Source organism: Candidatus Saccharimonadia bacterium (assembly GCA_035544015.1).
Taxonomy (GTDB): domain Bacteria; phylum Patescibacteriota; class Saccharimonadia; order UBA4664; family UBA4664; genus UBA5169.
In genome coordinates this window covers 21124-33591 of the sequence record DATKIP010000076.1, presented here as the reverse complement: position 1 = coordinate 33591, position 12468 = coordinate 21124, and the positions used below count along the sequence as shown (strand labels likewise).

Annotated in this window: 15 protein-coding genes and 4 tRNA genes; 8 read left to right on the top strand and 11 right to left on the bottom strand. The window is 55.6% G+C overall.

Annotated features, from left to right (window positions below):
• Positions 1 to 42: 42 nt before the first annotated feature.
• Complete coding sequence (locus VMT30_03835; protein HVQ44067.1) at positions 43 to 549, top strand: EXLDI protein; 507 nt, start codon at positions 43 to 45, stop codon at positions 547 to 549.
• 16 nt (positions 550 to 565) lie between these two features.
• The gene (locus VMT30_03830) at positions 566 to 760 is read left to right on the top strand and encodes a hypothetical protein (protein ID HVQ44066.1); all 195 of its coding nucleotides are present in this window, start codon (positions 566 to 568) and stop codon (positions 758 to 760) included.
• Positions 761 to 806: 46 nt separating this feature from the next.
• Here VMT30_03830 and VMT30_03825 read toward each other — a convergent pair whose 3' ends face one another.
• A complete protein-coding gene (locus tag VMT30_03825; GenBank protein HVQ44065.1) occupies positions 807 to 1286 on the bottom strand; it encodes a hypothetical protein in 480 nt (159 codons plus the stop codon).
• 721 nt (positions 1287 to 2007) lie between these two features.
• Here VMT30_03825 and VMT30_03820 point away from each other — a divergent pair.
• Positions 2008 to 3441 carry an ATP-binding protein gene (locus VMT30_03820; GenBank protein HVQ44064.1) on the top strand — a complete coding sequence of 478 codons (1434 nt, stop codon included), beginning with the start codon at positions 2008 to 2010 and terminating at the stop codon, positions 3439 to 3441.
• 289 nt (positions 3442 to 3730) lie between these two features.
• On the opposite strand, the gene VMT30_03815 is transcribed toward VMT30_03820, so the two are convergent.
• A complete protein-coding gene (locus tag VMT30_03815; protein HVQ44063.1) occupies positions 3731 to 4249 on the bottom strand; it encodes an NUDIX domain-containing protein in 519 nt (172 codons plus the stop codon).
• Between the two features lie 48 nt (positions 4250 to 4297).
• Between VMT30_03815 and VMT30_03810 the strand changes: the two genes are divergently transcribed.
• On the top strand, positions 4298 to 4948 hold the full coding sequence (locus VMT30_03810; GenBank protein ID HVQ44062.1) for an HAD family phosphatase: 651 nt from the start codon (positions 4298 to 4300) through the stop codon (positions 4946 to 4948).
• A gap of 87 nt (positions 4949 to 5035) precedes the next feature.
• Here VMT30_03810 and VMT30_03805 read toward each other — a convergent pair.
• Both VMT30_03805 and VMT30_03800 read right to left on the bottom strand, forming a co-directional pair.
• Positions 5036 to 5112 (bottom strand) — tRNA-His (locus tag VMT30_03805).
• Between the two features lie 110 nt (positions 5113 to 5222).
• Positions 5223 to 5735 (bottom strand): hypothetical protein, encoded by a 513-nt coding sequence (locus tag VMT30_03800; protein HVQ44061.1) that lies wholly within the window; start codon positions 5733 to 5735, stop codon positions 5223 to 5225.
• Between the two features lie 138 nt (positions 5736 to 5873).
• Here VMT30_03800 and VMT30_03795 point away from each other — a divergent pair.
• Positions 5874 to 5949, top strand: a tRNA-Pro gene (locus tag VMT30_03795).
• Between the two features lie 4 nt (positions 5950 to 5953).
• Here the strand turns inward: VMT30_03795 and VMT30_03790 are convergent.
• On the bottom strand, positions 5954 to 6850 hold the full coding sequence (locus VMT30_03790) for an arginine deiminase-related protein (protein HVQ44060.1): 897 nt from the start codon (positions 6848 to 6850) through the stop codon (positions 5954 to 5956).
• An 80-nt stretch (positions 6851 to 6930) separates the two neighbouring features.
• On the opposite strand from VMT30_03790, the gene VMT30_03785 reads away from it, so the two are divergent.
• Positions 6931 to 7005: transfer RNA gene (locus VMT30_03785), tRNA-Gly, on the top strand.
• Positions 7006 to 7063: 58 nt separating this feature from the next.
• On the opposite strand, the gene VMT30_03780 is transcribed toward VMT30_03785, so the two are convergent.
• Positions 7064 to 7438, bottom strand: coding sequence for a hypothetical protein (locus VMT30_03780; GenBank protein ID HVQ44059.1), 375 nt, complete (start codon positions 7436 to 7438; stop codon positions 7064 to 7066).
• 116 nt (positions 7439 to 7554) lie between these two features.
• On the opposite strand from VMT30_03780, the gene VMT30_03775 reads away from it, so the two are divergent.
• A complete protein-coding gene (locus tag VMT30_03775) occupies positions 7555 to 8526 on the top strand; it encodes a ribose-phosphate diphosphokinase (GenBank protein ID HVQ44058.1) in 972 nt (323 codons plus the stop codon).
• Between the two features lie 23 nt (positions 8527 to 8549).
• Positions 8550 to 8626, top strand: a tRNA-Arg gene (locus tag VMT30_03770).
• A 39-nt stretch (positions 8627 to 8665) separates the two neighbouring features.
• Here VMT30_03770 and VMT30_03765 read toward each other — a convergent pair.
• The 5 genes from VMT30_03765 to rny form a co-directional block, all read right to left on the bottom strand.
• On the bottom strand, positions 8666 to 8938 hold the full coding sequence (locus tag VMT30_03765; GenBank protein ID HVQ44057.1) for an HU family DNA-binding protein: 273 nt from the start codon (positions 8936 to 8938) through the stop codon (positions 8666 to 8668).
• Between the two features lie 69 nt (positions 8939 to 9007).
• On the bottom strand, positions 9008 to 9802 hold the full coding sequence (locus tag VMT30_03760) for a TIGR00282 family metallophosphoesterase (GenBank protein HVQ44056.1): 795 nt from the start codon (positions 9800 to 9802) through the stop codon (positions 9008 to 9010).
• A gap of 4 nt (positions 9803 to 9806) precedes the next feature.
• Entirely contained in the window at positions 9807 to 10346 is a 540-nt protein-coding gene (locus tag VMT30_03755) for an alpha/beta hydrolase (protein HVQ44055.1), read from the bottom strand.
• Positions 10343 to 10942: a hypothetical protein gene (locus VMT30_03750; protein ID HVQ44054.1), complete on the bottom strand. Its 600-nt coding sequence runs from the start codon at positions 10940 to 10942 to the stop codon at positions 10343 to 10345. The genes VMT30_03755 and VMT30_03750 overlap by 4 nt, the downstream gene beginning before the upstream one ends.
• Before the next feature lie 18 nt (positions 10943 to 10960).
• Positions 10961 to 12463, bottom strand: a complete 1503-nt coding sequence (gene rny, locus VMT30_03745) for a ribonuclease Y (protein HVQ44053.1) — start codon at positions 12461 to 12463, stop codon at positions 10961 to 10963.
• Positions 12464 to 12468 lie beyond the last annotated feature (5 nt).

Below are 12468 nucleotides of genomic sequence, written 5' to 3'. Positions count from 1 at the left end.
AATCTTTAACTATATGTATACTTGTATGTATAAGTGATTAGCATGATGCCAAACAAGACTATTTACGTCTCAAATGAAGACCAGGCTGTTTATGAGCAGGCTCAGCAATTAGCCGGGGACAACCTTTCGGCGGTGCTGTTGCGGGCGCTCAAGGAGTTTATTACTCGGAGCGAAGCCCAGACCAAGGGCCTTAAAGAGATCGTGGTGCAAACGGGCACCAAGGGCCTGCAGCAGGAGAAGCGATTTAACGGCCGTTTGCTCATTAAGTGGCAGGGGGCGGGCGATCATAATGACTGGTTTACGGCTCGGGTGTTTAAAACAGCCAAGAACCAGTGGGCGGTGGAGATCACCAAGCAGCCCAATCTTGATGTTTTTCGCCAGCGCGACTTTTGGCGGACGGCGGATTACTTTGAATACACACCCGACACTCAGCTCGTTGTATTTGCATCATTGGAAGAGGCCGAGGGTAAGCTACCGAGTGCGCTGCTCAAGCTCATGCACCAGGCGCAAAGCCGCGATGAAGCGCCGGTGGAATATTTAGATATCTAATTTTTAAGGAGTAATCATGTCAAACGAACAACACCCTACCAACCCTTTTAAAGACTACGAATCCGGCGGGATCGCGCTGGCCGGCTGTTTCATGGTCGGACTGGGCGCCGGGCTGTTCGTCAAACCACTGTGGCTGGGCTTGACTGCGGGCGCCGTGATTGGCCTGGGCGTGGGTCTGCTTGCCATGGCCTGGATGAGCCGCGACCGGTAGGGGGTCTGGTCGGAGCGAGATCCATAATGTTGAGCGAGGGACGACCTTAATAGCTTTCCATTTGATCGACGGACCTCAGGAGAGGCTCGGCGCCGTATGGGCATTCATTCTGATATACGTAGGCTATGCGGCCGTCTTTTAGCTTTTTCGTGCTTTTTAAAGTTAGCTTGTCGGTATTATCTTGGGGATTGGGAGTATTAAAGCTCACTACTACCTGCCGGCTACACAGCTGCAACGCATCGACTTCTTTAAACATGTCTGAGAGCGATTCAGCGGTCCGGACCTTGGTGACGGCCTGCGATTGATTATTCGCGTCGGTTAGCCATAGGGTGGGCTCGTTGCCGGGGTCGCGGTAATAAAGGTGGCTGTCGATCCTGGCAGGAAAAACCACGCGAGCGGAAGGGATAAATCGGCGTCCGGTTTGGGGGTCAATCGCAGGCTCAGTGTTTAGGCTGCGAACGGCATCGATTAGGGTGGCTTTTAGTTCTTGGGTCTTTAGCTGGTCGGTACGAGCGTAGAGCTGCATTATCAACATGGCCTGTGCGAGGAGCGCTAAAACCGCGAATCCGCCAAGGATAGAGAAAATAAGTCGAGAATTGATTCTGCGGCGAGACTGTTTCGGCATTGAAGCCCTTCATTACTGCTTATGCTTAATTAAAGCATGTGCTGGCCTGGCTCGCAAAAAAATAGCCTGCCAAAATTTATGTCTGCCGTTCTGGTTGGCAAGTAGCTGCTCTAGCTTGTTCCAATTCTGTTTAGCATTTTCCTTTATCAAACAAGGCATATCCCAGGGGCTTAGCCCGGCATGCAATGGAGCCGCCGCATCTTGCCCCTCTTGTTCTAATGCTAATTTAGGGTCGAAGATGGGGAAACAAAAAAATAAGAGGCATTTAAATGCCTCTTATTTTACGGACTGGATGGAAGACGTCGCGGTGATGCAGCTTACTAACTAACAAAGCATCGAACTCGGACGGCGGACATTGAACAAAACATTCTTAACTCGACAGGCTACATCTAGGAGCTTCTTTATATCCTCCCATGTCTTCCGAGTTTGATAATATCAGATGATAAATTTGGTCGTCAAGACAATTGCAATGGGGCGAGCTAGGGTTCAAGTTTCGAACAGAGTGCTACGCCGCAGTTTGCGCGATGGTGAATGATATTAAGTTCAGATCGGTGCTGGCTGCTTAAATTCAGGCGCTATCCCAGATGAGCTGTTATATTATAAGGACTTATTCCGAGGAAATATGAGAGGCATATCCGAAGCCGAACTCACATCACTGGTGCAAGAAGCTATCCAATCCAACGGAGAGACCAATTTAGTCGAGTTCAAAGATACACGGGGTGGCTTACCGGATATTATCTGGCGTAGCATAACCGCATTTAGTAACAAGGCCGCTGATGGAGGCTTAATTGTATACGGTGTAGTCGAAGACCCTGTTACGCGCACGTTTGCGCCGGTTGGCGTTACAAATGTCCATGAAATGACCGAACGAACGACAAACTTCTTTAGCGATCGGATCATCAACGCTGAGAGGCCAGAATATCGAGCGATTACAATCGATGGGAAGACTCTACTTGCCGTGGTTATTGATGCAGTACCGGACGAGAGGAAGCCCTGCTATGACCGAAAGCTCGGCATGGATCGTGGTGCTTATATCCGTGTCGGGAATAGTAATCGGCCCATTACCGATGATGAGCTGAGGCAGTTCATTCGTAATTCATCGGGTTTCAAATATGATTTGACCCAAATTCGCTCGATACATGAAGCCGATCTCAGCCAAGATAAGATTCAACACCTCATTCATGAACTCGGCGAGAGAACCGGGCGAGAGAATGCCATTCATGATGACACCCTCCTAAACATGAAGATTCTTGCCATCTGTGAGTCCGAAAGGGTGGCTACCTTGGCTGGGGCAATGATCTTTAGTAGCAACCCGCCTCAGCGGAATCCTGAGCTAGACCGGTACGTTATTCGCTGTGTCCGATACGCAGGCCCGACTACGGCAAGCGAAATAATCGACAAGCAAGACCTTCATGGGACTCTTGAAGAACAAATTGATACCATGAACTCGTTTGTACTGAGAAATATTGCCAGAAGCGCCACTATCGAGGGTACTCGTCGGGTGGAAACATACGCTTACCCCGAAAAGGCTATTCGTGAAATCGCCGCAAATGCTGTTATTCATCGAGACTACAGCATCATCGAATCTTATATTCAGGTACGAGTTTTCCCCGATCGAATCGAGATTTCCAACCCCGGCACTCTTCCTCCGCGAATTACCGTCGATAACATTCGAGAGGCGCAGTTTAGCAGAAATTCAGTTATTGCTGCCCTGATGAAAGATTTGGGTTATCTTGAGGAGTATGGCCGCGGTATTGACCTTGTTTATGACTATATGCGCCAAGTAAATCTTTCTCGGCCTATCTTTAGAAATGTCGCCAATATGTTCACCGTGACACTACTTGGGCCGACATATTCAGAGTTAACAGAGCGCCAGCTCGCTATTTGGCAGATTATTCTTAACAAGTCTTCTGCAACGTCGCGAGACATAGTTCAGACCATTGGCTCGATTACCCGCCCTACGGTCATCGCCGACATCAATAAGCTTATAGAATTAGACCTGGTGGCTCAGCGCGGCCAAGGCCCTAGCACCACATACGAAATCGGCAATCATTAGGTTGTTTTTGTTTACCAATAGTGATTTCTTATCTGTAGATGCCAGCTTAAGCATTTTACGATATTTAACGATTCGCTGCGCTTAACCTCAAAAATAGAGCGCCTTTTTTACGATATTTAACGATATAGCTGACCTCCATTGGTGGCTAAATACTGGCCGAAGCAATCTCAAATGTCACGCCGACTGGGGTTTTGCCTGCGCTGATTTTTATTTCGAGTGGCCCTTTGTAAGTTCAAGTTTCGAACAGAATGTTGTGGTGCGGTTTGCGCGATGGTTAATGATATTAAGTTCAGGTCGCTAATGCCTTCTGGAGCAGCTCAAAGGCTCTAGCAAAATTCTTTGTGAATGCGTCGGGTTTTTGCGAGTAGAACTCCGCTGCTTCCGCTATATCAAACCAGCGAATCTCGGCAATTTCACTCTCGTCAAGTTTGACCGGGCCGTCTCCTCTGGCGATGAATACGGCCTGAAACCTTCTGACGAAGCCGCCCGGAGCTTCGCGCTCGATATAGAATTTCCCGATTTCTTCAAATTTTTCTACTGCAATTCCCAGCTCTTCCTGCGTCTCTCGACGGGCAGCCGTGATGTAGTCTTCGCCTTCATCCACATGACCACCGACTGACTGATCCCATTTTCCAGGATTATCCTTGAGCTTTTCTGACCGTCGATGGAGCAACACTTTACCTTCTGAATTCACCAAAAAGACCCGCACAATACGATGCCGAAGTCCCTGGGCGCGCGCAATGCTCCTGTCTTCGGAGCCGATGACGCTATCGGCTTCGTTCACAATGGTGATTCGATCAGTTGGCATGATCGGATTATAGCTCAGAAGTGGTTTCGAGGTGATATTATTGAGCGCATGATAAAAGCAGTTATTTTCGACATGGACGGCCTGATGATTGATAGCGAGCATCTTCAATCGAAGTCGTTTGAAGCGGTGCTACAGGAGTACGGGGTTACTCCCGTTCTTCATGGTGGCCTCGTGCAAGAAGTGGGGGTTGGGGCAAGGGATAATTGGGAACGTCTTAAACAAGTGCATCAGCTCTCCGAGAGCGTTGATGTTTTGTACGACAAAAAGCAACAGGTCTATGAGGAGCTATTAGCAAAGGGGATGCAGCCGATGCCAGGACTTATGACCTTGCTCGACCACTTATCGGAGCAAGGCATTAAGAAGGCAATTGCCTCATCCTCGGCGCGTCACCATATAATTATCGTTATCGAGCAGCTTCAAGCGGGTCATCATTTCGATGCAATTATTTCCGGGGATCAGGTGAAGCGTGGCAAACCAGAGCCAGACATTTTCTTACGAGCAGCAGAAGAAATTGGCGTTAAGCCTGATGAGTGCGTAGTTTTGGAAGATGCTCCGACTGGGGTAGCGGCGGCGAAACGAGCGGGCATGAAAGTGGTTGCGGTGCCGAACCGACACATTGACCGGAAATTGTTCTCGGAAGCTGACCTGGTGGTTGATTCGCTTGAAGAGCTGAGCTTAAATACTTTGGCAGAGCTTTAAGTGCCAAATGTTCGAAACAACTTTTTGGTTTTGTTCAGTAATAACAAAATAACGACTCTGTAGAGCCGTTATAAGCATAAGCGCAAATGGGGCGAGCGATGGGACTTGAACCCACGACCTACTGGACCACAACCAGTCGCTCTAACCAACTGAGCTACGCCCGCCATGACGGTATTTGGTTTTTGACCTTGGTACTTTACCTTATTTTGGGGGATAAATCCAGAGTTGGGGAGCCGGCCCTGATGGGCCGGCTCGCGGGGCGGATGGTTGTTGCTCAGCCGGTTGCGACCGGTGCGCTGGGGTCGGTTGGCGTAGGGCTGGCACTGGTCGGATCGGAGGTTGGGGTCGCCGGGGGTGTCGTGGGCTCGGCCGTGGGGCTGGCCGCGATAGGCGGCGAGCTGGCCCGCGGAGCGAGCGGGGGTGTCGCCGGCGAGCGCGGACTGGGGGTGCCGGCCGGCGCGGCGGTCGCGGAAGGCTCGGGAGTCGGTGCGGCCGTGGACGGGGCGGCGGTCCGCGGTCGGATCGGGAAGGGGCGGTAGGTGCTGGTGGTTGTCGCCGGCTTGGGCGGCTCCGGAACCATCATCACCTGGGTGACCGTTTCGGTCGGCCCGGGATGGGGAGCCGACGTGACGATACCCGGACCGGGAGCCGTGTTGCGGGTGTTCGCGAACCCGGCACCACTCGCGACGCCGAGGACGGCGGCGGCGAGGAGCGCGAGGATTGCGATAGTCGCGGGGTTGGCTTTGTGACCACGCGGGCGACGGTGGCGGCCGTGCGAGCCGAGCATTGATTCCTCCGGGAACCGGCTGGTTTGTGGATGAGCAACTAAGGTTTTATACCATAATTTTTGAAATATTGCAATACTTTAGGCGGGCGATTACGGTTTGACCAATTAGGTTGCGCTCGCCTATAATTGTCAAGTTATCGGGGTGTGGCGCAGCTGGTAGCGCGCGTGCTTTGGGAGCATGAGGTCGAAGGTTCGAGTCCTTTCACCCCGACCAGGAATTATTGTAGCGACCGCGGTAAGAAGATTTCGGCCACCATACACCGGGCGCTTCCGCCGCCGACGGCTTGGATGGTGGGCAGGGCTACGGGCAGCAGGGTTTTGTCGCGGCTGAGGATTTTGAGCTGCCGGGGCGTGAAGGCGGCCTGCGCGGAGGTAGACAGTACCAGATAGCGGCGGCCCTGCCGGTTTTGAACTTCGAGGATGTTGCCGCAATATTGCGCGAGTTGATCGGGTGTGATGTCGACCACTTCGTGACCGGTGGTGCGGAGCGATTGGAGTACGCGCTCGCGTTCGGCCGGAGCGGTGATGGCCGCACTGCAGATGACGGCGGTGGTGCTTTGGATGCCCAGCATGAGATTGGTGTGATAGAGCGGCAGATCGTTCACGAAACCCCGAAACGCTACCGGCGTGTAGCCGATTTCGGCGGCGTGGCGCACGAATAGGTCTTCGTGGCAGCGCGGAGAGATGCAGGCATAGGCGATTTTGTGCGCGTGATCGAAGATGATCACGCCGGTGCTCTCGAGGAATTCTTCGCGGGCTTCGGCTTCGGAGAGATCATGGATGGCGGCGACGTGGTGCGTCTCGGCCAGGCGGGCCAAGATCGCCGGGTCGCGCTCGATGCGCCGGCTGGGGGTGGCCATGGGGTAGAGATATACCCGGCCGTCGGCAGTGGTGGTGAGCCAATTGTTGGGGAACACGCCGTTGGGCTTGGGCGGATGCGGCTGGTCGTCGATGATGATCGTGTCGATATCGTGGGCGCGCAGGATTTCGATGTAGGCCTGGAATTCGGCCGCGGCGAGCTGTTGGACGGCCTCGGCCTCGGCGGTGGGCAGGTTTTGAAACGCGTTCGTGAGAGCGGTTTGGGTGTCGTAGCCAAAACTGGTGGGTCGGACCATAAGTACAGTTTGAGCGGATTGTGGGGTTGCCATCTTGTGACTATTGTATAATGAGATGGATTTGCTGCCTAGATATGTGCGCGGGTGTAGCATAACGGTTAATGTTCCTGCCTTCCAAGCAGGCTATAGGGGTTCGATTCCCCTCACCCGCTCCAGGAATTATTCTGCAAGAAAGCCGCCTACCGGGGCGGCTTTCTTGCTCCGGTAGTGCGGCTAAGGGGTTGGCACCGGCTTGGTCGGCCGGCAGACCCAGACGGAGTTGCCGCCGGGCGGCGGTGTGGTGGACAGCTGAACGGCACGGGTGCGCCCGGGGTGCTGGTGGTCGCAGGCCGACTGCATGTCGGCAGCGGTGAACGGCACCTCGGTGCCGCCCGGCAGTTGGCAGAACCAGCCGGTGGAGCCTTGCCCGTCTCGGCCGCGGGCGTTGGAGTCCTGCCCGTGGAGCCGGATGCATTCATCCTGAACGCTGATCGTGTAGCCGGACTGAGCGTCGGTGTCGGACGGGGTAGATGGCGTGCCGGCGTTTGACCCACAGGCGGCGGCCATAAGGCCGGCGGCGGCGAGTGAAACTCGTAGCCCTCTTCGCATTGCCTACCCTGCTTTCTTCGAGAGAATGGCCGTAATTATGAAATGATATTTGCGGGCTTCGGGCATTGGTGGTTTTTACATAAGATAGGGTGTGGTACAGTGGGGCTGATATGGCGATGGAAATTACGACCAAAAAGCGATTGCAAATTCTGTCCGGATCGCATAATGGCAAGCTGGCCCAGGCGGTGGCGAAACATATTGATGTGCCGCTGTCAGATATGAAGCTGGACCGATTTGCGAATGGTGAAATTTCGGTGAAGCTGGGTGAGTCGGCACGGGGGGCAGATGTGTTTGTGTTTTCGACCCACGACCAGCCAGTCAACGACGCCATTATGGAGCAATTGATTATTATCGACGCGGCCAAGCGGGCTTCGGCCAAGCGGATCACGGCGGTATGCCCGTATTTTGGGTACGCGCGGCAGGACCGCAAATCGAGCGGCCGGGAGCCGATTACGGCCAAGCTGCTCGTGGATATGCTGACGGCGGCGGGGGCCGACCGGATTGTGAGCGTGGATTTGCACACCGGCCAGATTCAGGGCTTTTTTGACGGACCGTTTGACCACCTCACGGCGCTGCCGGTGCTATCGGATTATATTCGCGATCAGCTGGGTGGTGACGTAGTGATCGTGTCGCCGGACGCTGGGCGCGTGAAGACCTCGGAGCGGTATGTGCGCCGGCTGGGGGCGGATTTTGCGATTATTCACAAGACGCGCTCGAAGACGCAGGCCAACACCGTAGAGGCCAAAAATGTGATCGGCGAGGTGGCGGGCCGGCGATGCGTGCTGATCGATGACATGATCGACACGGCCGGCACGATTTGTGCGGCGGCGCAGCTGCTCAAAGAATCGGGCGCGGCGGAAATTTATGCGATGGCGACGCACGGGATTTTGTCCGACCCGGCGCTGGAGCGGTTGGCGGCGTCGCCGATTGATCGGATCGTTGTGACTGATACTTTGCCCCTTCCGGAAGGCAAAAATCTCGACAAGGTCGAAGTGGTGTCGGTGGTTCCTTTGGTGGCGGCGGCGATTAAGGCGATTTATTTGGACGAGTCGGTGTCCAAAATTTTTGGTGGCGAAAACCACATCTGATACAATGATCGGGCTCTGGACCTGCCCCGGTAGCTCAGTTGGATAGAGCAGTGGACTTCTAAGCCAAGGGTCGTAGGTTCGAGTCCTACCCGGGGCACCAGGCATGATCTAAAAAAGACCCCGGTTGGGGTCTTTTTTGCTAACGAATGGTTTCTTTGAGACGCTTGCCGGCACGGAAACGCGGCATGGCCATTTCGGGTATCTGGATCTCGTCGCCGGTTTGGGGATTTACCCCGCGGCGGGCGGCGCGCTTACCGAGATCAAACGTTCCGAAGCCGGTGATCGAGACCTTTTCGCCATTCGCCACCGTGCGCTCTACTATCGCGACGAGGGTTGCAAGCATTTTTTCGGTCTGGCGTTTGGTAGTATTGGTCTCGGCGGCCAGCGTTTCTATGAGGTGCTGTTTGGTCATCTATTCTGTACTCCCAGAGTTTACCTAACCTATATTACCCGGGCGGCTTCGCCAAGGTAAAGTCGGCATTTATCCAAAGATTATTATCTGTTTTGCCGCTTGGACGTGTGATTTGCCCATAGGGAGGTCGATGAGCAAAGAACAGAACTGCATTTGGCCCCCGATTTCGAGCTCATTACGGCTAAGCTGGCCAGTTTTCCAACGGTTCACGATGATACTCGTTTTGATGCCGAGGCTGGAATCACGGCTGCCGACCATGCCCACATCGGTGATGTGAGCGGTGCCCCCAGGTAGGATTCGTGCGTCTGCAGTGGGAATATGCCAGTGGTCGCCCACTACCGCCGTGACGCGTCCGTCGAGGTATTGGCCGATTACTATTTTTTCGGAGGAGAAGTCACCGTGAAAATTCACAACTGAGGCGATTATTTTTTGGGATTTTGTCTCCTCGAGGATGCGATCGACGACCTCAAGAGGGTTATCAACGACCGGCGCGCGGTAGCCAACGGTCTGACCGAGCAGGCTGATGACGAGAATTTTGCCAAACGGGGTGTCGGCCAGCTTGTAGCCGCGGCCGGGTGTACCGGCGGGATAGTTGGCGGGGCGAATGAGCGGACGGGCAGGGTCGTCGAGCCAGGGATGGATCTCTTCGCGGTGCAGCGTCCAATCGCCGCCGGTGAAGAAGTTGATGCCGGCAGCCATCATGTCTTCGACGGCTTTGATCTGCAGCCCTTTACCGCTGGAGAGGTTTTCGCCTTGGGCAATCACAAAATCAATCCCTTCTTCGCGAATGAGATTGGGTAGTACTTTTTTGACCATTTGGCGGCCGGGCTTGCCCATAATGTCGCCGATGTAGAGAATTTTCATAGCTTTAGAGGTTTAATTGCTTCTTGACTGCGCTGACGAGTTCCGGGAACGTATTATCCTGGAAGTGACCGCGGCTGGCAAGCTCGAAATATTTGGTGCGTGCGTGTTTTTGGATGTAACGAGCCTCGGCGATGGGAATAAAGGGGTCGGTGGGCGAGGCGTATTGGAGAATCCACTGTTGATTGGTGCGGATGGCGTCCCAATCCCAGGGCGCTCCGTAATAGCCGCTGACGCGCTCGCTGGCCTCGCCGAGATCGGTGTGGCAGGCGCCCACGAGCACGCTGCCGAGCAGCCGGTGGGTCTCGGCATAGCGCAGAGCGGCCACGGCACCGGAGCTGTGGCCGATGAGGACCGTGTGGGCATCGGCGCCGAGCTCGTCGATGAACGGGAGCCAGTAGGCGGCCCGGGCTTTGACGGCGTCGGGGAAGCTGCGGTTGACCACCTCGAGCCCGGCACGCGCGAGTTCATGCTCTACGTAGGGTAGCCAGCAATCGGCCGAGGTGCTGCCGCCATTGCCGTGGATGAGGATGATTTTGGGCTTCACGATGAGACTTTCGGTTGATGCGAGGGGCGGAAGCGAGGAAATTGGACGAGCGTGAACAGCACGAGGCAGAATATCAGTATGTAGACGGGGAAGCTATAGGTAGCAAAATTCCAGGTATGGATGGTGAGCAGCGTGAGGCCACTGCTAAAAATGCCGGCGAAGTAGGCGCTAGAGCTTTCGGTGTGGGGCTCGCGGTAGGATTTGACGAGCGTGGGGATGCCGGCCAGGAAGTCGGCGGCAAGGCTCAGCAGGATGGCGATGAGGCCGGTTTGGGTGATGAGCCACAGGATGATGGCCAGGACCGAGAGTAGGCCGCAGACAATGTCGAATTGGGTGATTTTCCAGTAGGCCTTGCGATCGAGAAACGATGCGATCAACACGGCGCCCGGCCCGACGGCGACCACGAGCGTGAAGAGCGCTGACCAGCCAACATGCTCGCTGAGCTGGGCCGCGAAGGTAATGAACGGGATGACAGTCCATAGCAGCCAGGACACGCGGTTGGGCTGCGTGCGGCCGCGGAGGGTGTCGAGGGCATAGGCGGCGGTGCCGAAGAGGTCGATGATGGAGGCTAGGATGACGAAGCGGGGATCGAGCACGCAGCCGGGGCCTTTCGATTATTTGGCAAACTCGACGGCGCGGGTTTCGCGGATCACATTGACCTTGATGACGCCGGGGTATTTGAGCGTGGCTTCGACTTTGGTGGCGATGTCGCGGGCCATTTGGATGGCCTGGAGGTCATCGACCCGCTCGGGCTGGACGATGATGCGAATCTCGCGGCCGGCGGAGATGGCGTAGCACTTGGTGACGCCGGGGAAGGCATTGGCGAGGTTTTCGAGCTCGGTCATGCGTTTGGCGTAGTTTTCGAGGGTGTCGCCACGGGCGCCGGGGCGGCCGGCGGAGAGGGCGTCGCACACGCGTACCACGAGGGCTTCGGGGGTGGTGGCCTCGACATCGTCGTGGTGCGCTTCGATGGCGTGCACGATGGCGTCTTCCATGCCGTATTTTTGGGCCAGCTCGGCGCCGATGTGGTGGTGACCGCCTTCGATTTCGTGCGTGACGGCTTTGCCGATGTCGTGGAGCAGGGTGGCGGTTTTGGCAATGCGGACGTCGGCGCCGATGTCACTGGCGATCATGCCGGCCAGGTTGGCCATTTCGACGGAGTGCTTGAGGACGTTTTGCGAGAAGCTGGTGCGGTACTTGAGCTGGCCGAGCAGTTTGACCATTTCCGTGGGCACGCCGACGACGCCGGTTTCTTTGAGCGCCTTCTCCCCCGCCTCTTTGACCGTGCGGTCGATTTCGGACTTGGCTTTCTCTACCACCTCCTCGATGCGCGCGGGGTGGATGCGGCCGTCGGCCAGCAGCTTTTCGAGCGCGACGCGGGCAATCTGGCGGCGCATGGGGTCGAAACTGGAGAGCACGATGGCGCCGGGAGTCTCGTCGATAATGACGTCGACACCGGTGGCGCGCTCGAGGGCTTGGATGTTGCGGCCCTCTTTGCCGATCACGCGGCCTTTGAGTTCGTCGGACGGCAGTGGCACGGTGGTGATGGTGCGCTCGGTGGTTTGGTCAGAAGCCATGCGCTCCATGGCGGAGACAATGATCATCTTGGCGTTGTCTTCGGCCTCTTCTTTGGCTTCGTTTTGGAGTTTTTGAACGAGCTTCACGAGATCGCCCTTGATGTCGCGCTCGGTCATCTTGATGAGTTTGTCTTTGGCCTCATCTTTGCTCAGGCCGGCGATTTTCTCGAGGTTTGTCTGCTGTTTTCCGCGGATTTCACGCAGCTCCTCTTTGAGGTTATCGAGGTCAACTTCGTGTTTGCGGAGCTTGTCGCTGCGGCGGTCGAGGTCCTCGAGCTTTTGATCGAGGTTGGATTGACGCTGCAGGAGCTGCTGCTCGGTTTGGGTGATCTGCTGGCGACGCTCTTTTTCGTCGCGTTTGGCGGCTTCGGCTACGCGCAAGGCTTCGGTTTTGGCCTCGAGGGTGAGCTCCTTGGCCGCGACACGGGCCTCTTCGACAATTTTGCCGGCCTGATCAACAGCCGACTTGCCTCTGCGTTTGGTGGAATATTGGGTGTAACCGACGACCGCGCCGCCTCCAATGAGAAACGCCGCGAACATAGAGA